This is a genomic window from Olleya namhaensis, from assembly GCF_900114005.1.
GTDB classification, from domain to species: domain Bacteria; phylum Bacteroidota; class Bacteroidia; order Flavobacteriales; family Flavobacteriaceae; genus Olleya; species Olleya namhaensis.
This window is the reverse complement of the sequence record NZ_FORM01000003.1, coordinates 257,296-280,557: the sequence shown is the minus strand read 5'-3', so window position 1 is coordinate 280,557 and position 23,262 is coordinate 257,296. Positions and strand designations below refer to the sequence as shown.

Below are 23,262 nucleotides of genomic sequence, written 5' to 3'. Positions count from 1 at the left end.
AAGGTCTAATCTTAAATATATAAGATTGGACCTTTTTTTTGTTCGTATTTTTTTTAGGCCCAATGCAAGTCTAGTTAAAAAGTTAAAATAGTATGTCAAATACACAGATTATTATACTTTTAGATAGTTGTTGTAAACCTCTTAGAGAGGCTCTAAATAAATTTAGAAATGAATACCACCCAAAAAGCATTAAAAGAGCGTATTAAGGAGTTAACCTGTTTGTATGAGGTGTCTTCAATAATAGGTAATGCTAACGAAGAGTTAATCGAAGATACTTTACAGGCAATTGTGTTTAGTATCAAAAAAGGATTCCAATATCCTAAAAAAACAGACATTCAGATTAATGCTTCTTCGTTAAGCATAGCAACGTGTAATGACGTTAAAAGCAGCATAAGTATTCAGTCTAAAATAAAATTGTTTAATGAAGACAAAGGGACATTAATAGCTTTTTTAAATGAAGCACAATGCTCTCAAAACGATTTTTTAAACGAAGAACAATTACTATTAGATAATATAGCACTTAAAATAGGCAGTTTTCTAGAACGTATCGAAATTCAGAAAAATGAAACCTCTCTTAAACGTCAAATGGAACACGCAGATCGTTTAAGTATTTTAGGCGAAATCACCGCAGGCATAGCACATGAGCTAAATACACCATTAGCTAATATTTTAGGCTTTGCGGAGCTGTTTAAAGAGGATTTAAAAACAGATATAAAAGCGTCTCAGGATGTAGATAAAATTATTAAAAACGCTATATTTTCTAGAGAAGTTGTTAAAAAGTTAATGTTTTTTGCTTGCAAAATGCCACAAGAAATGAAGGAAGTTAACTTAGTGCCAAATATTAAAAATGCAATAAATTTATTAGATGCCACTTTTAGAAAAGAAGAGGTCAAGTACATTGTTAAAATAGAAGAAGAGGTCTTGTTATTACGGGCAGATCCAATACAATTAACTCAAATTATTTTCAACTTATTAATTAATGCTATTTATTTTTCTCCAAAACAAGGGTTGGTTACAATTGAAGCTAAAACCACTAAAAAGGCAATTGTTTTAAAAATTAAGGACGAAGGTAAAGGTGTTGATACGGCAGATTTAGATAAAATTTTTCAGCCTTTTTTTACTACCAAACCTATTGGTGATGGTTCCGGATTAGGACTAAGTGTGGTACATGGTATTGTGGCATCGCACAAAGGGACAATTACCGCAAAAAACAATAAAAATAAAGGAGTTACTTTTACTATTACACTCCCAAAATAATAGCTATTCATGCAATTACGTAAAGAAAACATACTTATAGTTGACGACGATGTAAATATCTTAGAGTTATTACAACGTCACTTACAATCTTGGAATTATCATGTGTTTAAAGCAGTTTCTGTTAAAGAAGCAGTTAGTATTTTACGAGATTCGACTATAGATTTATTAATTACCGATTTAAAAATGCCCGAATTGGACGGTTCAGAGCTTATTAAATTTGTGTCTGAGCACTATCCTAAAATGCCAAAATTGGTAGTTACAGGATATCCATCGGTTCAGGACTCATTAGCTGCAATAAAATCAGGAGTTGTGGATTATTTGACTAAACCATTTACTAAAGACGAGCTTAAAATGGCGTTGGATAAATGTTTGGTAAATTCAGATAGCGTAGCGCAATCTCCTACAAATTCAATAATTAATAACGATAAGCCTTACGGCGAAATTATAGGGCATTCCGATAAAATTAATACTGTAATTCAGATTATTGAACGTGTTAAAAACAATAAAGCCACTGTTTTTATTAAAGGCGAAAGTGGTACAGGAAAAGAACTAGTTGCGCGTGCCATTCATTATCAAGGTAAATTTTCTAGAGCACCATTTATTGCAGTAAATTGCGGTGGTATACCAGAAAACCTATTAGAAGCAGAGTTGTTTGGGTATATAAAGGGAGCTTTTACAGGAGCAGAAACTAATCGTGAAGGTTTTTTTCAAGCTGCAAATGGAGGGACTATTTTTCTAGACGAAATTGGTAATGCTTCATTAACAGTGCAATCTAGATTACTTCGTGTTTTGCAAGAAAAAGAAGTGGTAAAGGTTGGGTCTACAAAAGCAGAAAAAGTAGATTTACGTATTATAGCTGCGACCAATAGTGATTTACGTGATATGATTAAAAAGCAAACCTTTAGAGAGGATTTGTATTATAGACTAACAGTCGTAGAGATTGATGTAGCACCTTTAAGAGCTCGTAAAGACGATATTAAATTATTGGTAGATAAGTTTTTGTTTAAATATGGTGTAGAGTATAAGGATGGCTATGTTAAAATAACTCCTGAAGCTTTAAAAATATTAGAACGTTACAATTGGCCAGGAAATATTAGAGAGTTAGAAAATATTATCCAACGTGCAGTTATACTTAGTGATAAAACGGTTGAGGTGTTGCATTTACCTGAGCATTTAAAATATACATTACAACACGCTTCGGACACTTTGCAACCATTAAAAGTCATTGAAAAGCAATACATAGAAAAAGTGCTGAGAGCTACAGGAAACAATAAAACCAAAGCTGCTGAGATTCTTCAAATTGACAGAAAAACTATTCGTCAAAAATTATCAGATTAGACTATTTTATAGCGGTACATTTTTACTCAGTTGGGTAATTTTGTACCACTTGTAATTTCTTTTTTCATATTCTAAAATTATCTAACCCCTTTTATTTAAAGGGGTTTTTGCATTTGTGATAGTTTGCGTTTTTCGTTTGGCACATGCATTGCCAATAGGTTTGTATATAGATTATAAATTTTACACCTATGAGTCATTTTAATATTTGTCCAGATTGTATCCATCGCAATTATTGTGTGTTAACAGCCCAAAAAGATAACGTTTGGTCTTGTAGCGAGTTTGATGCATTTAATTCAGGCCAACCCAATCAACTAACTTCAGAGCAAGTAAAACAACCAGAGCAAGAGTTAGTTTTAGTTTAAACATTTAATAACAGAATTCATGATTTTTAACACATTAGCATCCGTTTTTGGAAATAAAGAGGCGTTAGATAAAAAATCTAATAGAAGCCAAGCTAGAGATAAATATATCTCACAAAAATATTACGAAAGATCAATAATCAATCGCTATTTCAAATAATAATAACAAACACATTACAATGACAACAGCAACAGCAGATTTGAAAAAAGTAACAAAAAAAGTACCTATAATAGGTATGATGGATAATGTTATGGAGCAGTTTAATAGTGCTGCAGACCATATTAATTTGCATCAAAGTATTAGAAAAATTTTAAGCATCACTAATAACGAGATATTAGTCAATTTTCCCGTAAAAATGGATAATGGAGATGTTGAGATTTTTACCGGTTACAGAGTGCAACATAACAATGCGCTTGGACCTTATAAAGGGGGTTTACGTTATCATCCAACAGTAGATATTGATGCTGCTAGAGCACTAGCCATGTGGATGACCTGGAAAACATCTTTAGCTGGTTTACCATATGGTGGAGGTAAAGGAGGTATTAAAATAGACCCTTCAAAGTACTCGCAATCAGAGTTAGAGCGTATTACAAGACGTTTTACGTTTGCTTTAGCAGATAACATTGGACCTGAACATGATATTCCTGCTCCAGATGTTAATACTAATAGTCAAACTATGGCTTGGATTGCAGATACCTACATGAGTACGCGTCCACCCGCAGAACGTACTGCTAATCAACATGTGGTTACTGGTAAGCCTGATGCAAGTGGTGGATTAGAAGGACGCGACAGAGCAACAGGTTATGGTGTGTATTTGTCTATTAAATTTTGGGCAGATAAAAGCAATACTAGTTTAGATGGTAAAAAGTTTATTGTTCAAGGTTTTGGTAATGTTGGCTATTGGGCAGCTCATTTTCTAGAAAAAGAGGGCGCTAAATTAGTTGCAGTACAAGATGCTACAGGAAGTATTCAAAATCAAAACGGAATTAGCGTTGAGGACTTATTTAAATACAGTCAAATTAACGATGGTAGTATTGTAAACTTCCCAGATTCTAAAACGGTAGATACTAAAAAGTTTTTCACTTTAGATTGTGATATCTGTATTCCTGCTGCTTTAGGTAACCAAATTACAAAAGAAAATGCGCATCAAATTAAAGCAAGATTAATTGCAGAAGGAGCAAACGGACCAACAAATGTAGAAGGAGAAAAGATTTTGTTAGAACGCGGAATTACTATCATACCAGACATTTTATGTAATTCAGGAGGTGTAGTTGGTAGTTATTTTGAATGGTTACAAAACCGAAATGGAGAGATTTGGCAATTGGATGAAGTCATGGCTAAATTGGATAAAAAAATGAAAGAATCATTTAATAAAGTGTTTGACTATGCCATAAATGAAACTGTAGATTTACGTACCGCTGCATTTTGTATAGCAATACAACGTATTGAAAAAGCATACATTCAAAGAGGTATTTTTCCTTGATTTTAAAACATATAAGATGAAATACGGAAGTTTAATATTAGAAAAAAAAGAGTATGTGTATCTCAAGCGCATACTCAATATTTCGGGATATGGAGATGATGCTAGTGTAACTAAATCTTTAGTAAAATTGTCTGAGGAGTTAAAGACTGCGCAAATTGTAAATAATGACGAAGTGCCTGAAGACATTGTACGTTTTAATAGTATAGTTACTATAGCCTCGGATAACGGTTGGGAAAAAGAGTTGCAAGTGGTTGTACCAATGGAGAAAAACGTGACACTTAACAAAGTGTCCGTTTTAGCTCCAATGGGCGCTGCACTTTTTGGATATTCTAAAGACGATACTATAGATTGGGATTTTCCTGGAGGTGCACAAAAAATCAGGATAGTTGATGTGCAAAAAGAAGAAAGCTTAAAAGAAATTGATATAAATATTTAAACCAAATTGTTATGAAAACAGAAAAAATCCAAATTTTTGATCATGATACAAATCTTGATGTGACGCATAAAATAAATACAATGGAGCTAGACAATTGGATCAATCATTTAAAATACATAAAAAAGGAGTTGTCTAATCTTATTAATATTTGTCAAAACGAGCTTAAGGATAAGTTAGACGATAATAGCGTTGCTAATAAATTTGAGAAAAAAGAGGTAGAAAACCAAACACTTCTTAATGCCTTAAATACATATTCTAAATCTAGATTAAATATTATCGAGTGCGAGGATACGCAATGCGATATGATATACATAACGGAGCACGAAAGCTATAGACGTAGTTATTTATATCATTTAGATAAATACAGAAGATTAAAAGATGAGTTTTTCAATAAAGTACAAGGAACCTTCACGCTATTAAAAGTTAATTAATAATTGAATACAGCTACAGCTTATAAAATAGAATCGCACAGACGCTTGTGTTTAATTAAAGATTACAAAGAGGTCAATCATTGGATTGGTACTTTAGAGTTGGCTGTTAATGAGTTTCAACATTTTAGCCTTATCGAAAAACAACTCATTAAAAATATAGAAACGTCAAATACGATGTTGACTTTGCGTAGAAAATTTACGTTAAACATGGCTAGTTTTTGCAAATATGAACAAGAAATAAAAACTGAAATAGAATACGGGAAAACAGAGTATAATGATAGTCGCGCTAAGGTTTATGAAATAAAAAGACTGCAGTTTGTTCAATTAATTAGAGAGCTTCATGATTTTAGAATCAAGTTTTATACGTTACTAGAACGTTACAAGAGATAATAGAGCTCGTCTTGGAGGTGTCGTTATAATATCTGGGTTTGAAATGATAGTGCTGTAGTATTAGATATATTAATTTAAATGCAATAAGATGAAAAAAATATTAATTCCAACAGATTTTACTTTAAATAGCTTTCAAACCATTGATTATGTTTTGCAACTTTTTAAACATGAGTATTGCGATTTTTATTTTTTAAATACATATTCCTATAATGCTAATGGACTTGATGCTATTGCGATGTTGCAAGCGGATGAGGATTGGTTTGATAGACCAAGAGATTATGCTTTAAAACAGTTGGGTAAATTAGTGGAACGTTATACTTTAAATTGTTATGATTTAAACCATCATTTTTTTGCGGTTTCTGAGTGTTCTGGGCTATTATCTAGTATTCAGAAAAACACTAAAGTATTAGATATAGATTTAATAATATTGACTAGCAAAAATAAAAATAGGCTAGGGGCAAAAACTCAAGCTATTGTAGACAAAATAAGATGTTGTCCAGTATTAATAGTTCCTCCGCATGCAGCTAGTTGTAATACGGTTAACATTACAATAGCATCGGACTTTAAGCAAAAAGTTAATACAACACAAATTGATGGCTTTTGCAATATTTTAGAACATACTAATTTAGAAATCACCGTATTAATATTGGCGAAACAGAATACTTTAAGTGATAGTGCAGCTAACCATTTAGAAGCCATGCTAACCTATTTAAAACTTAAGACCAATAGCACAGTGGCACTCCAATACGCACATACTTCTTTTAGTTTAAAAACTTATGCAAAGTCGCACATGGACGGAATCATGTGCGTTGTTGATAAAAAACCAGATATACTAAGAAAAATAGGGATGTTTAGATCTAATGTTTTTTCAACATTAAAACAACTTCATTCTAATACAGTGTTAACTATTCATCAATAAATTTATAGTTATGAGTAATCGAAAATTCAATACAATAGTCTTCTTACTAGCAACAGTAATTATTTTGATTTTAACTTTATTAACACCTGCTCCGGTGTATTAAAAGTAGAATCTAAGAATACTTAAAATCGTATGGTTAAATGGTGCTGTTTCTTTTAACCATACAATGTTGTATATTGCTTTATGCTTTATAGACAACAAACAAGTTATAGATCCCTTAGTAAAGTCTTGTTTTTACTATGTTTTATTTTAAATGTGCACGTTTTATTTGCACAAGATTTGCCTCCAATACAATACTTTTCACCCAAACAATACGAAGCAGAAAACCAAAACTGGGAAATTTCTCAGGGTAAGGATAAGCATATTTATATAGCAAATTCTAAAGGGCTTTTAGAGTTTAATGGAGCAGATTGGATGTTATATCCTTCACCAAATAAAACTATAATAAGATCGGTTAATGTTGTAGATAATAAAATTTACACGGGTAGTTATATGGAGTTTGGATTTTGGTCTAAAACGCAGGTTGGTGCTCTTGCTTATACATCACTTTCGGAAAAAGTAAAAGAGAGATTATTAGAAGATGAGCAGTTTTGGAAAATAACTAACTTAGATAACTGGTTATTGTTTCAGTCTTTAAATCGCATCTATGTATATAATTTAGAAACAGATAGTTTTAAAATAATAACATCGGAAGTCGGTATTATTAAAATGTTTAAAGTTGATAATACTATTTATTATCAAGACAGAGCAAAAGGATTGTTAAAATTAGAAAATGGCGAACCTAAAGTAATTATAGGGGCTTCTGCTTTTAATCAGAAAATTATAGTTGGCGTTTATGATGTAGATAATCAGTTACTTGTTGTTACTCAAAACCATGGTGTTTATAGGTTAGAAGATGGCAAAGCTAAGGTTTGGTCGGAATCTCTAAATAAAACGCTTGTAGATTATTCCATTTATAGTAGTATTAGATTAAAGGATAATAGTTTAGTGTTTGGGACCATATCTAATGGTTTGCTTAGAGTCGATTTGGAAGGTAATATTAAGCAGGTTATCAATCAATCTAACGGACTAGGTAATAATACTGTGCTTTCTGTCTTTGAGGATGTAGATAGTAATATTTGGCTAGGATTAGATAATGGTATTAATTATATAAATAAGAATGCGCCATTCAAAATATTTAATGATGATAAAGGTGTTTTAGGGACAGTTTACACATCTGTTATTTTTGATAATATATTGTATTTAGGGACCAACCAAGGCGTGTTTTATAAAAAAGAAAACGACACTGAATTTAAAGCTATTAAAAACACAAAAGGTCAAGTTTGGAATCTAAAAGTTATTGGTAATCAGTTGTTTTGTGGGCATAATACGGGGTCTTTTTTAATAAAAGATACTGTCGCAACAAAAATAGCAAGCATTGATGGAACTTGGGATTTTAAAACAATAAAAAATCATCCAAACCTCCTACTACAAGGTAATTATAATGGTTTAAATATTCTTGAAAAGCAAGGTGATACTTGGCGCTTTAGAAACAAAATAGAGGGGTTTGATAATTCGTCTAGATTTTTTGTGTTTTCAGAAGAAAACAAAATTTTTGTAAATCACGAGTATAAAGGTGTTTTTAAAATCAATGTAGATGCTGATTTTAGGAAAGTGGTTTCAGTTTCAAAAATAGAGACTTTGGAAAAAGGATTGTTTTCATCACTTACTGAGTATAATGGCGCACTGTATTACGCAACGGAACATGGTGTTTTTAAAAAGAAAGCCTCAGAAAGCGATTTTGTTAAGGATACTATTTTAAGTCAATTATATGAAGAGCAAGGATACGCTTCAGGTAGATTAATAGTAGATAAAAACACAAATGCATTATGGGTTATTACGCAGAAGGGCGTAAACTATATTAGTCCTGGAAAATTAAGTACAACACCAGAAATCACATTTGTAGCATTACCAAACTCTTTAAGAGAAGGGCTATCTGGATATGAAAGCTTGTCTAATATAAAGCCTAATATTTACTTGTTTGGGACGTCAAAAGGCTATATCACGTTAGATATTTCTAAAATTCATTCAAAGAATTATCAAGTTAGCATTAATGCTATAAATAAAACGCCCTTAAGTACTTCTAAGACATTAATTGATTTACAAGAAGAAAGTAATTTCGCAAATAAAGAAAACAATTTGGAGTTTGCATATAGTGTGGCAGAATTTGATAAATACCTTGAAGCAGAATATTCTCATAAATTAGAAGGACTTTATGATAATTGGAGCAAATGGGATACTAAAGCGAGTATATTGTATAAAAATTTGTCATACGGAGATTACGTGTTTAAGGTAAAGGCAAGGGTAGGAGGTAAAGCATTGGAAAACCAAGCAACGCATACTTTTACAATAGCAAGACCTTGGTATTTGTCAAACTTAATGGTTGTACTTTACTTTATTTTGGGATTTGTAGTAAGCTTGCTTATTAATTATTTTTATAAGTTATACTATAGAAAGCAAAAAGAAAAGCTAGTGCTTAAATCTAACCAAGAACTAGAACTTAAAGATTTTGAAACTAAGCAGCAACTTATGGCTTTAAATAATGAAAAACTTAGACAAGAAATTGAAAGTAAAAATAGAGAACTGGCTATTTCAACAATGAGTCTTATAAAAAAGAACGAATTTTTGAATACCATAAAAAGTGAATTAAATGATAAAGTTAAAGACTCAAATTTAAAATCTGTAATAAGAATTATTGATAAGAATATTAATAACAAAGATGACTGGAATTTGTTTGAAGAAGCATTTAATAATGCTGATAAAGACTTTTTAAAGAAAGTTAAATCTAGGCACCTAACATTGACATCCAATGACTTAAGGTTATGTGCTTACTTAAGGTTAAACTTATCTTCTAAAGAGATTGCACCATTGCTTAATATTTCGCCTAGAAGTGTAGAAGTTAAACGATATCGTTTGCGTAAAAAAATGGAATTAGAGCATGATGTAAATTTAACGGACTATATACTTAGTATTTAAAAACTATACATTTCTTTAATTCACCACTACATTACCTATACAAAGCCCTATTTTAGGCTCTTGTTAAACTATTGTGTTAGAATCGTTAATTAAACGTTAATGCTATCTAAATATATCATTTACGCATGTTTTTGTATTTTTTTTTGTGTTGTATGCTTTTTGTAGCGGTTAATTTTATCAAATTATCAGATAATCTTGATAATTTTGGTAAAAGCACAAAAACTTTCAAATATGAAACAAACTATTCTCTCATTTCTGTTATTAGTATTTACACTATCCGCATTTGGACAAGAGTATACAATATCAGGAAATGTAACTAGTGAACAAGATGGGTTTCCAATACCTACTGTTAACATTCTAGTTAAAAATTCATCAAACGGTGTTACTACAGATTTTGATGGAAATTATACTATTAAAAATGTACAGCAAAACGCAACTTTAGTATTTTCTTATGTTGGTTATAAAACAAAAGAAATTACGGTAACTAATGGTAATGCTATTAATGTTAAACTTTCTGAAGATGTAGAAGGTTTAGAAGAAGTGGTTATTATTGGATATGGTTCTCAAAAACGAAAAGAAGTAACAGGAGCTGTATCTACAGTAACTAGCGAAACTATTGAAGCTCTAAAACCAACGCGAATAGAGCAAGCGTTACAAGGTCAAGTAGCTGGTGTCAATATTTCTTCACAATCGGGCTCACCAGGTAGTGCATCAAATATTAGGATTAGAGGGGTGTCAACTAACGGAGACAATAGACCTTTAATTTTAGTAGATGGTAATGTTATTGAAGATTTAAGTGTTATAAATCCAGGAGATATAGAAAGCTATACTGTATTAAAAGATGCAACAGCTGGTATTTATGGTGTTAGAGCTGCCAATGGAGTGATATTAATTACGACCAAGACGGGACGTAAAAACAAGAAAATGTCTTTTCAGTATGATTCTTATGTAGGATTTCAGAAAACAACAAGAAAAATACCGCTATTAAATGCTACAGAATATGCTTTAATTAAAAATGAAGCTGCTGCTGCTAGTGGTAGTCCATTACCTTTTCCAGATACATTTGGCCTAAATAGAGGTACAGACTGGCAAGACGAAGTTTTTGAAACGGCTCCAATTTTTAATAATGCTATTACAGCAAGTGGTGGTACAGAAAAGTCAACCTATTCTTTTGGTGCTTCTTTATTAACTCAAGATGGTATTATAGGAGGAAGTAAAGCTAATTTTACACGTTATACAACACGTGCTAATTATGGTTTAGAGATTATTGAGAATCTAAATTTAAAGGCCAACTTAATTTATACTGGTACTGTTAGAAAAGCATTATCAGAAGGTGGTTTAGGGTCTGTTTTATTTAACGCAGTTAATTTTGCGCCTACTGATACACCTAGAGATAGTAATGGAGAATATACATCTTCAGCTAACTATCCGATTGAAGTTGTTAACCCTTTGAAGCAAATTGCTAATACTTTTAATAGAACAAAGGTTGATAAGCTTAGTGGTGTTTTTGGTTTAAATTATAAGTTTTTAGATGGATTTAGTGCAGAAGCTAATTACCAATGGAATTATTCTGAAGTAAGAACAAGAGGGCTTAATCCATTAGTAGAATATGGTAACGGATCAGTATTTGACAATACAGATAATGTTCAATTTACTGAAGGAACAAGCTTTTTTAGAGATTATACTTTTGATGCTTTTGTAAATTACGAAACATCATTAAATGATGAGACACATAACATAAAAGCAACTTTAGGAACGTCAGTATTTAAAACAACAGGAGATTATTACTTAGCTATTGGAGACGGAATGCCAGAAGACACTATTTTTAGTGAAGCTAATATTAATGATGCAACGACTATAACAGATCCTTATGCACAAATAAGTAATCGTTTTTTCGATTCTAGATTACTATCATATTTTGGTAGAGTACAATATAATTATAAAGGAAAATATTTATTCTCTGCAGTTGTAAGACGTGATGGATCAACAGCTTTTGGACCTGAAAATAAATTTGGAATTTTTCCATCGGGTTCTATTGGTTGGGTCGTATCCGACGAAGCCTTTTTAGAGGATAGTAGTACAATAAACTTTTTAAAGTTAAGAAGTTCTTATGGAGTATTAGGAAACGATAGAATTCCTGGATTCAGATTCGAATCTCTATTAGATGGAGAAGGCGTATATGTTTTAGATGATGCTTTGGAACTGGGAACAGCAGTTGGCGCTATTTCTAATCCTGAAATCAAATGGGAAGAGCAAAAAGCATTTGATATTGGTTTTGAAACGAGATTATTTAATAGTAAAATTGATATTACTGCAGATTATTTTAAACGTACTACGGAAAACTTATTATTACCAGTAGAGAGTTCTTTAATTTTAGGAGGAGCAGCACCAGGTTCTGGAAACCCTATAGTTAATGCAGGTACTGTTGAAAATAGTGGTTTAGAATTTCAAATTTCTTACAAAGATCAAATTTCAGATAATTTTAAATTCAACGTAAGTTATAATATTTCAACTTTAGAAAATGAGGTCATTGAAGTAAATAACAGTATTGGCTATGAAGTAGGAGGTAGTTTTGGTATTGGTCAAGCTAATCCGCCATCAAGAATGCAAGTTGGGCAGCCAATAGGTGTCTTTTATGGTTTACAAATGGATGGGATTTTTCAAACACAATCAGAAGTGGATGCACATCCATCTCAATTAGCATTAGGAGCAAATGCAGAAGCAGGAGATATCAGATTTGTTGATGTAAATCAAGATGGAGTGATTGATGCAGACGACAGAACTTTTATAGGTAACCCAATTCCGGATGTAACTATGGGATTAAACCTATCTTTTGATTATAAGAATTTTGACTTTCAAACGTATTTCTTTGCTTCACTTGGTAATGATATAGTAAGAAACTACGATCGTAATAGTGCAAAAACAAATTTAACAACATACGTTTTAGACAGATGGACTGGGCCAGGATCTACAAATTCAGATCCTAGAGTTACAAATAGCGCGACTGCTAATACAGTATTCTCAGATTATTTTGTTGAAGATGGATCGTTTCTTAGAGCACAGAACATACAATTAGGGTATACTTTTAATAAAGAAAGATTACAAAATATAGGTCTAGATAATATTAGAGTATACGCATCTGTTAGTAATGCATTTACATTAACAAAATATAGAGGGTTTGATGCAACAACATCTAACGGAGCTCCTATTGGAGGCGGTATTGATAGTGGATTTTATCCAAATCCAAGAACATTTTTAATTGGAACAAACGTAAAATTTTAAAAGATGAAAAACATAAAATATATAATTCTACTTTTAGTTTCAGCTTCGACAATAATAGCGTGTAGTGACGATTTTGTGGATGTTGAATCTCAAAATGAAAGTTCTGAAAACTATTTTAATTCAGAACAAGACTACCAAGATGCTTTAATTGGTGCCTATGATTTGTTACAATCTACTTACTTAAATGTAATGTTAGGAGAAATTGCTTCAGACAATACGCTAGCAGGAGGAGAAAGCGCAACAGATGTGCCAGGAATACAACAAATTGATGACATGATTCACACACCTAATAACGAGCAGTTACGTTCTATTTGGGGTTGGATGTTTGCAGGAGTAAATCGTGCTAATTATATCATGGAGTTTCAGAATAAAACAGCGTTTTCTGGTAAAGAAAATGTATTAGCTCAAACTAGATTTTTAAGAGCGTATTACTATTTCGAATTAGTAAAATGGTTTGGAGATGTGCCATTAGTGGTTGATCAACGTTTTTTATTCGGAGACCAATTTACTGCAGACAGAACACCTAAAGAGCAAGTATATACACAAATCGAAATGGATTTATTATACGCAGCAGAGAATTTACCATATGTACAAACTCAGTTAGGACGTGTTACAAAAGGTGCAGCACAAGCATTATTAGGTAAAGTGTACTTATATCAAGATAAATTTGGCGCAGCAGCGTTAGTTTTAGAGGACTTAATAAACTCTGGACCACATGATTTGGTTGCAGATTATACAACACTTTTTGAAAATGATAATGAAAATAGTATCGAATCTGTATTTGAAGTACAATACGCAGATTTAGAAGGTGCTGGATTTGGATGTTTACAGTGTAGCGAAGGTAATGTAGCTGTTGGTTTTAACGGTATTCGTAATTACAATGGACCTTTATTTGATTCAGGATTTAGTTTTAATGTACCAACTCAAGAGGTAGTAGATGCTTTTGAAAGTGATGACCCAAGAATCGATACTGCTATTTTAGATATTAATGCATGGGCAACTAGCACAGGTGCTACGTTTGGAACAGGTAATGAGCACACGGGATATTATAACAGAAAGTATATAGCACGTCAAGGCGATTCTAATATTGGAGATCAAAACTTGACTAATCCAAATAACTACAGAGCTATTAGATATGCTGATGTACTATTAATGGCTGCTGAAGCTTTAAATAGAGGATCTATTGCTGACGATAGAGCACAAAACTATCTTAATTTAGTAAGACAGCGTGCTTTTGGAGATATGGATCATAACATTACGTCTTCAGGAAGTACTCTAACTGAGGCTATTTATAATGAGCGTCGTGTTGAGTTAGTAGGAGAAGGCCACCGCTTTTTTGATTTAGTAAGAACAGGTCGTGCTGCATCAGAAATTGATGGTTTTATGTCAGGAAAACATGAAGTATTTCCAATTCCTCAAATAGAAATAGAATTAACAGGTAATCGTTGGTCTCAAAACACTGGTTATTAATAAAATAATATGAAAATTAAAACGAAATATAACATGAAAAATTTCAAGTACATTCTTAGTTTATTCTTGGTAATAACAGCTTTTGTAAGTTGCGAACAAGATGATGATTTGCCAGATGTAAGTGCATTACCTGCACCAACTAACGTGGCAGCAGTTATTACTATAGCTCAAGATAATTCGGGGTTAGTAACAATTACGCCTACAGGAGAAAATGTAGCTAATTTTAGAATTAATTATGGTGATGGATCTGGTACAGATTCTGGCCTACTTAATCCTGGAGAAAGCACTCAGCATACTTATGCAGAAGGGGCATATGATATTGTAATTGCAGCAGCTGCAATAAATGGAAAAACAACGACTGTCGCACAAACAATAGTTGTGTCTTTTCAAGCACCAGAAAATTTAGTGGTTACCATCGCAAATGACGAAGGTGTTTCTAGACAAGTCAATGTAACTGCAACTGCAGATTTTGCAATGTCTTATGATGTAGATTTTGGTGACGCAGCAGGAACAGTTATAACGACTACTATTGGAGAGGTTACTTCTTTTGTTTATGAAGAAGCAGGAACATATACTATTACAGTAACTGCTTTTAGTGGGTCTGTAGATACGGTGTCTTATACGGAAGAGTTTGTTGTAACAGAAATTACAGCTCCTTTAGCAGCAGCGCCAACACCGCCAACTAGAGCTGATGAAGACAAAATTTCTATGTTTAGTAATGCATATACAACAGATGTAAATGTTAGTTCTTGGAGATCAGATTGGAGTACAAGTACATTAACAGATATTCAAATTGATGGCGATGATACTAAGTCTTATGTAGATGCAGATTTTGTTGGAGTAGAATTTTATGGAGCTGATGCGGTAGATGCTTCGGCAATGGAATTCTTTCACTTGGATGTTTGGACCGCTAATGCGGAAACATTTAGAGTAAAGTTAGTTGATTTAGGAGGTACTGCAACGGAAGCAGAAATAGTGTTTGATGGTATCGCTCAAGGCGAATGGGTGTCTCTAGATATTCCTATGGCTGATTTTATTGCTGCTGGTATGACTGCAACAAATTCAATTCAACAATTAATATTTTCAGGTTTACCAACAGGAACCTTTGATTTTTATATAGATAATGTGTATTTCCATAAAGCACCTTCTGCAATGGGAGATACAACATGTGCAGTACTTCAAGATTTTGAAGGAACAGTACCTGCATTTACATCGTTTGGTAATATAGCAGATACGCAAGTTATTGCTAATCCAGATATGTCAGGAGAAAACACTTCAGCTAATGTCGCACAATTGGTTAAAACAGCTGGATCAGAAGTTTGGGCAGGAACATTTTTTGACGTAGCATCACCAATTGATTTATCTACTTGTAATATGATAAGCGTTAAGTCTTGGTCACCAAAATCAGGAGCAACGGTTAGACTTAAAATAGAAAATAGTGCTGATAATACTCAGTTTTACGAAACGGATGCAACTACATCTTCTATTAATACATGGGAAACTTTAGTGTTTGATGTTTCTGCAGCAGCAGCATTAACTTATGATAGAGTCGTGTTATTCTATGATTTTGGAGTAGCAGGAGACGATTCTACTTATTATTTTGATCAAATAGAAGTTGTGAGTACAGGTGGAGGTTCAGGCGGAACTCCTGCATTACCTTTTCAAGATTTTGAAGGTGCAGCACCAGCATTTACAGCATTTGGAAATATTGCAGATGTACAAGTAATTGCTAACCCAGATATGTCAGGTTTAAATACAACAGCTAATGTTGCAGAGTTGGTTAAAACAGCTGGTTCGGAAGTTTGGGCAGGTGCATTTTTTGATGTAGCAACGCCTTTAGATGTTAATACCTATAACAAATTAAGCGTTAAAACATGGTCTCCTAAAATGGGAGCTGTGGTGAGATTAAAAATTGAAAATAGTGCTGATAACACACAGTTTTTCGAAATTGACCTAAGTACAACAACTATAAATGCTTGGGAAGAGTTAGAATTTGATATTAGTGGTGCAGCAGACTTTAATTATGATAGAGTCGTGTTATTCTTTGATTTTGGAGTAGCAGGTGATGATTCAGTGTATTATTATGATGAATTTGAATTGAATAACTAATAATCAGTTAAAAAAAGAACAAATGAAACATATACTAAAAATTAGTTTGCTATTAAGCATTGCTATTTTCTTTATTGCTTGCCAAGAAGAGGATCAGACGTTTGGTAATATAGTGGCGCCAACAAATATTGTTGTAGTACCAGAGATTGTTGGTCAAGATGCTGCCAATCCTAATGGAGATGGAAGTGGATTAGTAAATTTTACAGCAACTGCAGATAATGCATTAAGCTTTAAATATAGTTTTGGGAGTGCTGTTGTAAATGCACCTTCTGGAACAACAGATTTTACCTTTTCAGACTTAGGTGTAAACACTTATACGGTAACGGTGGTTGCTTACGGTACAGGAGGTGTGTCTACAACGACAACACTTGAAGTTGAAGTTTTGGCAACCTATTCTGCACCTGCAGATTTGTTAAATGCTTTAGTTGGTGATGGATCAAAAACATGGCGAATAAAATCTGAAAGTCCAGGACATTTTGGTCTTGGACCAGTTGGAGGTGTAGTGCCTACGGAATGGTATGGTGCTGGTCCAGGAGAAAAATCGGCAACAGGAATGTATGACGACCGTTATATTTTTAATACAGACGGAACGTTTACTCATATTGTTAACAGTGTAAATGATGATCCTACAGTTAACCCTGAAGGAACTGTGTTTGGACGTGAGCCTTTAATAAATGAATTAGGTCCACATAGCGAAACGCCAAATGGAGCAGATATCGAAAATTATCCATACCAAGACTATTCTGAAAGTTGGGTAATTACAGCACCAGGAGGTGTAGAAACCATTAATCTTACAGGTTTAGGGTTTATGGGGTATTACACCGGAGGTAATCATAGATATGAAATTTTTAGTCGTGATATTCCTAATGAAATGATTATTAGAACTACGGATGGAAACAGCGAGTTTGATTGGTGGTTTATTATTACTTCTCAAGAAGAAGGTAGTTCTAATGAGTTACAGACTATTTATAACGATTTATTTTGGGCTGATGAGTTTGACATTAATGGTGCTCCAAATCCAGCTAATTGGACATACGACTTAGGAACAGGAGATAACGGTTGGGGTAATAATGAGTTGCAGTCTTATACTAGTAATGCTGATAACGTAATTGTTGAAGATGGTATTTTAAAAATCACTGCAAAAGCAGATGGTGCTTCTTATACTTCTGCACGTATTAAATCTGTGGACTTATTTGAGTTTACGTATGGTAGAGTAGAAGTTAGAGCAAAGTTACCTGCAGCGCAAGGGACTTGGCCTGCAATATGGATGTTGGGTGCAAACTTTGAAACAGTTGGGTGGCCAACAAGTGGAGAGATTGATATTATGGAACAAACAGGTCAGGATAAAAACACGACTTTAGGGACGTTACATTATCCAGGAATGTCAGGTGGAAGTGCTAATGGAGGTGCAACGCAAGTAGCAACGTCAACATCAGAATTTCATAATTATAGTGTAGAGTGGACACCAGATGTTATTAAGATAGTTGTAGATGGAGACGTTTTTCACACAGTAATTAATTCAGATGCATTACCATTTAATAGTGATTTCTTTTTTATTCTAAATGTGGCAATGGGAGGAAGTCTTGGAGGAGATGTTGACCCAGCATTTACGGAGGATACAATGGAAATAGATTACGTAAGAGTTTATCAATAAATATGAAATTAAGCAAGTATTATTATTTAGTCTTAGCAGGTCTTCTCATTATTTCATGTAAAAATAATAATGAGAACGACTTAGCTATAAGTGATGACAAAACATCAAGTATTGATGATAAAGTCGCTACGCTATTGTCTAAAATGACCTTAGAAGAAAAAATAGGTCAGATGAATCAGTACAATGGCTTTTGGGATGTTACTGGTCCAGTGCCAGAAAATGGAGACCAAGCTAAAAAGTACGAGCATTTACGTAAAGGATATGTAGGCTCAATGCTTAATGTTAGAGGTGTCAAAGACGTTAGAGCTGTTCAGAAAATAGCGGTTGAAGAAACACGTCTAGGGATTCCTTTAATTATAGGTTTTGATGTTATTCATGGTTATGAAACCTTAAGTCCAATTCCAATTGCAGAAGCTGCAAGTTGGGATTTAAAGGCTATTAAAAAATCGGCAGAGGTTGCAGCAAAAGAAGCTTCGGCAGCAGGTATCAACTGGACATTTGCACCAATGGTAGATATTTCTAGAGATGCCCGTTGGGGACGTGTAATGGAAGGCGCAGGAGAGGACACGTATTTAGGGTCTAAAATTGCGGTGGCAAGAGTTAAAGGATTTCAGAGTGACGATTTGTCAACCCCTTTTTCAATAGCAGCATGTGCTAAGCATTTTGCAGCTTATGGTTTTGCAGAAGCTGGTAGAGATTATAATACTGCAGATGTCGGAACTTCAACATTATACAACATTATTTTTCCGCCATTTAAAGCAGCAAAAGATGCGGGTGTTAGAACATTTATGAATTCGTTTAACGAATTGAATGGTGTGCCTTCAACTGGAGACGAATATTTACAACGTGATGTTTTAAAAGGACAGTGGCAATTTGATGGTTTTGTAGTTTCGGATTGGGGCTCAATTACAGAAATGATTGCTCACGGACATGCCGAAAACGGTAAGCATGCAGCAGAATTAGCTGTAAAGGCAGGTTCTGATATGGATATGGAGTCGTACTTATATGTCGAAGAGTTAGCTGGTTTGGTTAATGACGGTACGGTTAATATTAAAGATATTAATGATGCTACAAGCCGAATTTTACGTGTCAAGTTTGAATTAGGATTATTTGAAGATCCATATAAGTATTTAGATGAAACACGAGAAAAAGAAGTAATAGGAAGTCAAGAAATACATGATGCAGCTTTAGATATGGCTAAAAAATCTATTGTACTTCTTAAAAACGAAAATAATATACTTCCACTTAAAAAAGAGGGACAAAAAATAGCATTAATCGGTGCTTTAGCATCAGATAAAACAAGCCCTTTAGGTAGCTGGCGTATTGCTGCAAAAGATAGCACTGCGGTTTCTGTTTTAGAAGGTCTAAATAAATACTCAGGTAATACAATTACTTATGCTAAAGGTGCGGACGTCTCTATAGGTAAAACGGAATTTGCTTTTGAAGTAAAAATTAACACCTCTGATAAAAGAGACTTTAATGATGCCATCAAAGTTGCTAAAAAAGCAGATGTAGTGGTTATGGTTTTAGGAGAACATGGTTTTCAAAGTGGAGAAGGTAGAAGCCGCACAGATTTAGGATTACCTGGTGTACAGCAACAGCTTTTAGAAGCAGTATATAAAGTTAATAAAAACATTGTTTTAGTATTAAATAATGGTCGTCCGTTAACCGTGACATGGGCAGATAAAAATATACCTGCAATTGTAGAGGCTTGGCAATTAGGAACACAATCTGGTAATGCTATTGCACAAGTTTTATACGGAGATTATAATCCTAGTGGTAAATTACCAATGACATTTCCTAGACACGTTGGACAAGTCCCAATTTATTATAATTATAAAAATACGGGTAGACCAACTTTACCAGGAGAGGATATTGTGTTTTGGTCGCATTATCAAGATGAGAAAAACACACCTTTATACGCTTTTGGTCATGGTTTAAGTTACACGACGTTTAAGTATGATAATTTAAAAATTGAAAACACTTTTTCAGAAAACAAAACAGTAACGGTTTCAGTAGATGTTACTAATACAGGAGAATTGAAAGGAAAGGAAGTTGTTCAATTGTATATCAGAGATTTATTTGCAAGCATCACACGTCCTGTAAAAGAGTTAAAAGGATTTGAGCTAGTCGAATTAGATCCAAACCAAACAAAAACAATAACCTTGTCTTTAACACAAGAAGAACTTGGTTTTTTTAATAATCAAGGTCTTTTTATTGTAGAAGATGGTGATTTTGAAGTCTTTGTAGGTGGAAGTTCTGAGACAGTATTAACGGATAAATTCAAATTATAATGAAGCTTTTAAAACTAATCGTATTACTTGTTTTCTGTTTTTCTTGTAAAGAGAATCAAGATAACAAGAAGTTAAGTAAAGCTAATGATGTATTTAGTTTTACAGATCAGTTTAAAGGCGCGCAGTTAAATGAGTCCTATTGGAATTACGACCTTGGTGATGGTTGCCCTAATTTATGTGGTTGGGGTAACAATGAAAGACAGATTTATACTAAAGAAAATGTATCTGTAAAAGATGGTAACTTAATTATAACAGCGACTAAAGATTCGACTGGATATTATTCAGGAAAAATCACAACTAAAGACAAAATTGAATTTCAATATGGAACAGTAGAAGTTAGAGCAAAGTTGCCTTTAGGTTCAGGTTTATGGCCTGCATTTTGGATGCTAGGGTCTGATATAGATACTAATACTTGGCCTGCTTGTGGTGAGATTGATATTTTAGAATATGTAGGTAAAATGCCTAATCAAATTCATACTACATTACATACACCAGACAGTTATGGAAAGTCTGTAAACACAAAAATTTCAACGATTGAAGATATAGAGGAAGGATTTCATAATTATAAAACCAATTGGACTAAAGATTCGATTTCATTTTATGTAGATGATAATTTAGTTTACACCTTTTCTCCAGACGTTAAAAATGAAAAAACATGGCCTTTTGATAAACCTTTTTATCTAATAATAAACTTGGCAATTGGCGGAAATTTTGGAGGTCCAGAAGTGGATGATTCTATTTTTCCTCAAGACTTTATTATTGACTACGTAAAAGTGTCAGGGTCTAATTAATCTTAACTACAATCACCATGAAAAAAATTACAGTATTAGTATTTTTATTTGCGACAACACTAGGGATATCTCAGGTATTACCTATAGATTACTCAGATCCATCTGACGTCATGAATTGTTTTGATTGTGGTTTTATGCTCACAACAGATGCCGGAAATGATGTCGGCCAAATAGCAGGTGGTGGTTTGTTATACGATACCGCACAACTTAATCTAGCAGAAAATTTAGATCTGTCTGACGATGCTAATAATACTATTACTTTTAGAATTAAACCTATTGCAGAATATGGGACACGTACACATTTATTAAAATTTGAAGGTGGTACAGGCCCAAATACAGAATTATCTTTTACAACTACCGGTACGGATTGGCAAGTGGTAAGTTTAGATTTTCCTGCAGGTTTAGGTAATTACGACTTAATGGTATTTTTTCCTGACTTTAATAACAATGAAGTAGGTACCTACTTAGTAGATGACTTTGCAGGAGGAACAAATATAGCACCAATTCCGGAGTTAGAAATCCCGTCACCAACACCAACAACACCTAATAACGAAGTGTTAAGTATTTTTGGAGATACAGGTGGATTTACTAATGTTTGGACAAATGATTATACGTTTGGAGAAACTACAATAGTTGATACAGATCCATCAGCGGTGATTAATAATACCTTTAAAATGGATTTTTCTATTGCAGGATATGGACAAGGAACAAATCCAGGTGCAGTAACAGATTTATCGGCATATAGTAATTTTCATTTTGATTATTATACGACCAATGCCACTCAGATTAGAATGATTTTGATTGAAGAAGATGGCGCTGTTTTTGAGTATTTTTATGAACTTCCAACAGAAGAAGCATTCGTTTTTAACCAATGGCAAAGTGTTGATATACCATTATCTTTTTTCACAAATCAAGGCTTTAGCTTAGATAAGTTTTTTCAATTTAAAATAGGAACCGAGTCAGATTTAAATACAGGTATCGCTTATTTTGATAACCTATATTTTTCTTTAAACCCAGGGACTAGCTTAAGTGTTGATAGATTTAGTGCTAATACGTTTTCTGTTTTTCCAAATCCTACAACATCAGATTGGAATATTCAATCTATAAAAACGGTAAATACAGTACACGTTTTTGATGTATTAGGAAAAACTGTTTTTACAAAAAAAATAGACGCTTTGCAATTTACAATACCTACAGATAATATGCCTTCAGGATTATATTTTGCAAAAATATATTCTGATGAAGGTAACCAGACCTTAAAATTAATTAAAGATTGATAGCCCTTAGCCTAAACAATAAAAAAGGATGTAATTTCTAATTACATCCTTTTTTTTATACTTTAAAATATTTAATGCTATTCGACCCGACTTAGGTCTTGTAGGTTTTCAATTTTTATCTGTTTTCCTTTAGTGCTAATCAAGCCTTCTTTTTTAAATTGAGATAAAATACGGATGGCGCTTTCAGTAGCAGTACCAACAATACTAGCGTAATCATCTCTAGACAAGTTTAAGGCTAAATAACCGTCTTGGTCTATATCAAACGTTGTTTGTACATAGATTAAGGTTTGTGCTAAGCGCTGTTTTACGGTTTTCTGTGCCATATTAACAAGACTATCTTCAGAAGTCTTTAAATCTTGAGCCATGCGTTTTAAAATATCCATAGAAAAATTGACGTTTTTTTGTAAATCACGAACAATTTCTTGTCTAGGAATAAAGCAAATTTGCATATCATTTATAGCTACAGCTGTCAGGTTTGATATTTCTCCACTAACTAAAGAGCGTTGCCCCATCATACCGCCTTTAATAGCTAGTTTTACAACTTGTTCTTTTCCGTTATCGCTAAGTTTAGTTAATTTACAAACGCCTTCTCTTACACAGTAAATACCATTTAAAGATTCTCCTTCTCTAAAAATGATGTCTCCTTTTTTTATCACGCTACTTGTTTTGCAAGCAGACACACGGACTAACTCCTCCTTGGTAAGGGTCTTTAGACTATTAAATTGCCTTACTATACACTGTTCACATTTACTCATA

18 protein-coding genes are annotated in these 23,262 nt (G+C 33.2%); 17 read left to right on the top strand and 1 reads right to left on the bottom strand.

All coding sequences use genetic code 11. The features are described 5' to 3' along the window. The first annotated feature begins 168 nt into the window (after window positions 1-168). The 17 genes from BMZ09_RS06890 (at window position 169) to BMZ09_RS06820 (ending at window position 22,506) form a co-directional block, all read left to right on the top strand. Window positions 169-1,257 (top strand): sensor histidine kinase, encoded by a 1,089-nt coding sequence (locus tag BMZ09_RS06890; protein WP_090838841.1) that lies wholly within the window; start codon window positions 169-171, stop codon window positions 1,255-1,257. A gap of 9 nt (window positions 1,258-1,266) precedes the next feature. Beyond that, entirely contained in the window at window positions 1,267-2,595 is a 1,329-nt protein-coding gene (locus BMZ09_RS06885) for a sigma-54-dependent transcriptional regulator (protein WP_090838839.1), read from the top strand. Between the two features lie 188 nt (window positions 2,596-2,783). Beyond that, on the top strand, window positions 2,784-2,957 hold the full coding sequence (locus tag BMZ09_RS16165) for a hypothetical protein (RefSeq protein WP_177183514.1): 174 nt from the start codon (window positions 2,784-2,786) through the stop codon (window positions 2,955-2,957). A 19-nt stretch (window positions 2,958-2,976) separates the two neighbouring features. Continuing rightward, the gene (locus BMZ09_RS16160) at window positions 2,977-3,114 is read left to right on the top strand and encodes a hypothetical protein (protein ID WP_177183513.1); all 138 of its coding nucleotides are present in this window, start codon (window positions 2,977-2,979) and stop codon (window positions 3,112-3,114) included. A gap of 19 nt (window positions 3,115-3,133) precedes the next feature. Continuing rightward, on the top strand, window positions 3,134-4,438 hold the full coding sequence (locus tag BMZ09_RS06880; protein ID WP_090838838.1) for a Glu/Leu/Phe/Val family dehydrogenase: 1,305 nt from the start codon (window positions 3,134-3,136) through the stop codon (window positions 4,436-4,438). A gap of 16 nt (window positions 4,439-4,454) precedes the next feature. Beyond that, the gene (locus tag BMZ09_RS06875; protein WP_090838837.1) at window positions 4,455-4,874 is read left to right on the top strand and encodes a GreA/GreB family elongation factor; all 420 of its coding nucleotides are present in this window, start codon (window positions 4,455-4,457) and stop codon (window positions 4,872-4,874) included. Window positions 4,875-4,885: 11 nt separating this feature from the next. Beyond that, a complete protein-coding gene (locus tag BMZ09_RS06870; RefSeq protein WP_090838835.1) occupies window positions 4,886-5,305 on the top strand; it encodes a hypothetical protein in 420 nt (139 codons plus the stop codon). 3 nt (window positions 5,306-5,308) lie between these two features. Continuing rightward, window positions 5,309-5,695, top strand: coding sequence for a hypothetical protein (locus BMZ09_RS06865; protein ID WP_090838833.1), 387 nt, complete (start codon window positions 5,309-5,311; stop codon window positions 5,693-5,695). Between the two features lie 88 nt (window positions 5,696-5,783). Continuing rightward, window positions 5,784-6,614 (top strand): universal stress protein, encoded by an 831-nt coding sequence (locus BMZ09_RS06860; RefSeq protein WP_090838830.1) that lies wholly within the window; start codon window positions 5,784-5,786, stop codon window positions 6,612-6,614. Window positions 6,615-6,869: 255 nt separating this feature from the next. Then, window positions 6,870-9,629, top strand: a complete 2,760-nt coding sequence (locus tag BMZ09_RS06855; RefSeq protein WP_245741093.1) for a helix-turn-helix and ligand-binding sensor domain-containing protein — start codon at window positions 6,870-6,872, stop codon at window positions 9,627-9,629. 231 nt (window positions 9,630-9,860) lie between these two features. Beyond that, entirely contained in the window at window positions 9,861-12,911 is a 3,051-nt protein-coding gene (locus BMZ09_RS06850) for a SusC/RagA family TonB-linked outer membrane protein (RefSeq protein ID WP_090838957.1), read from the top strand. Window positions 12,912-12,914: 3 nt separating this feature from the next. Then, complete coding sequence (locus BMZ09_RS06845; RefSeq protein WP_090838826.1) at window positions 12,915-14,381, top strand: RagB/SusD family nutrient uptake outer membrane protein; 1,467 nt, start codon at window positions 12,915-12,917, stop codon at window positions 14,379-14,381. Window positions 14,382-14,414: 33 nt separating this feature from the next. Beyond that, window positions 14,415-16,490: a PKD domain-containing protein gene (locus tag BMZ09_RS06840; RefSeq protein ID WP_090838824.1), complete on the top strand. Its 2,076-nt coding sequence runs from the start codon at window positions 14,415-14,417 to the stop codon at window positions 16,488-16,490. 22 nt (window positions 16,491-16,512) lie between these two features. Then, entirely contained in the window at window positions 16,513-18,144 is a 1,632-nt protein-coding gene (locus BMZ09_RS06835; RefSeq protein WP_090838822.1) for a glycoside hydrolase family 16 protein, read from the top strand. Between the two features lie 2 nt (window positions 18,145-18,146). After that, entirely contained in the window at window positions 18,147-20,438 is a 2,292-nt protein-coding gene (bglX, locus tag BMZ09_RS06830) for a beta-glucosidase BglX (RefSeq protein ID WP_090838821.1), read from the top strand. Beyond that, window positions 20,438-21,229 (top strand): glycoside hydrolase family 16 protein, encoded by a 792-nt coding sequence (locus BMZ09_RS06825; protein WP_090838820.1) that lies wholly within the window; start codon window positions 20,438-20,440, stop codon window positions 21,227-21,229. Before bglX ends, BMZ09_RS06825 begins: the two co-directional genes overlap by 1 nt. A gap of 17 nt (window positions 21,230-21,246) precedes the next feature. Then, complete coding sequence (locus BMZ09_RS06820) at window positions 21,247-22,506, top strand: T9SS type A sorting domain-containing protein (RefSeq protein ID WP_090838818.1); 1,260 nt, start codon at window positions 21,247-21,249, stop codon at window positions 22,504-22,506. 77 nt (window positions 22,507-22,583) lie between these two features. On the opposite strand, the gene BMZ09_RS06815 is transcribed toward BMZ09_RS06820, so the two are convergent. Beyond that, window positions 22,584-23,162 carry a Crp/Fnr family transcriptional regulator gene (locus tag BMZ09_RS06815; protein ID WP_317042605.1) on the bottom strand — a complete coding sequence of 193 codons (579 nt, stop codon included), beginning with the start codon at window positions 23,160-23,162 and terminating at the stop codon, window positions 22,584-22,586. Window positions 23,163-23,262: the final 100 nt, after the last annotated feature.

Bases quoted from the DNA above. Each gene is read 5' to 3' on its own strand.
- BMZ09_RS06890 (WP_090838841.1), top strand. From the start codon at position 169: ATGAATACCACCCAAAAAGCATTAAAAGAGCGTATTAAGGAGTTAACC.
- BMZ09_RS06885 (WP_090838839.1), top strand. From the start codon at position 1,267: ATGCAATTACGTAAAGAAAACATACTTATAGTTGACGACGATGTAAAT.
- BMZ09_RS16165 (WP_177183514.1), top strand. From the start codon at position 2,784: ATGAGTCATTTTAATATTTGTCCAGATTGTATCCATCGCAATTATTGT.
- BMZ09_RS16160 (WP_177183513.1), top strand. From the start codon at position 2,977: ATGATTTTTAACACATTAGCATCCGTTTTTGGAAATAAAGAGGCGTTA.
- BMZ09_RS06880 (WP_090838838.1), top strand. From the start codon at position 3,134: ATGACAACAGCAACAGCAGATTTGAAAAAAGTAACAAAAAAAGTACCT.
- BMZ09_RS06875 (WP_090838837.1), top strand. From the start codon at position 4,455: ATGAAATACGGAAGTTTAATATTAGAAAAAAAAGAGTATGTGTATCTC.
- BMZ09_RS06870 (WP_090838835.1), top strand. From the start codon at position 4,886: ATGAAAACAGAAAAAATCCAAATTTTTGATCATGATACAAATCTTGAT.
- BMZ09_RS06860 (WP_090838830.1), top strand. From the start codon at position 5,784: ATGAAAAAAATATTAATTCCAACAGATTTTACTTTAAATAGCTTTCAA.
- BMZ09_RS06850 (WP_090838957.1), top strand. From the start codon at position 9,861: ATGAAACAAACTATTCTCTCATTTCTGTTATTAGTATTTACACTATCC.
- BMZ09_RS06845 (WP_090838826.1), top strand. From the start codon at position 12,915: ATGAAAAACATAAAATATATAATTCTACTTTTAGTTTCAGCTTCGACA.
- BMZ09_RS06840 (WP_090838824.1), top strand. From the start codon at position 14,415: ATGAAAAATTTCAAGTACATTCTTAGTTTATTCTTGGTAATAACAGCT.
- BMZ09_RS06835 (WP_090838822.1), top strand. From the start codon at position 16,513: ATGAAACATATACTAAAAATTAGTTTGCTATTAAGCATTGCTATTTTC.
- bglX (WP_090838821.1), top strand. From the start codon at position 18,147: ATGAAATTAAGCAAGTATTATTATTTAGTCTTAGCAGGTCTTCTCATT.
- BMZ09_RS06825 (WP_090838820.1), top strand. From the start codon at position 20,438: ATGAAGCTTTTAAAACTAATCGTATTACTTGTTTTCTGTTTTTCTTGT.
- BMZ09_RS06820 (WP_090838818.1), top strand. From the start codon at position 21,247: ATGAAAAAAATTACAGTATTAGTATTTTTATTTGCGACAACACTAGGG.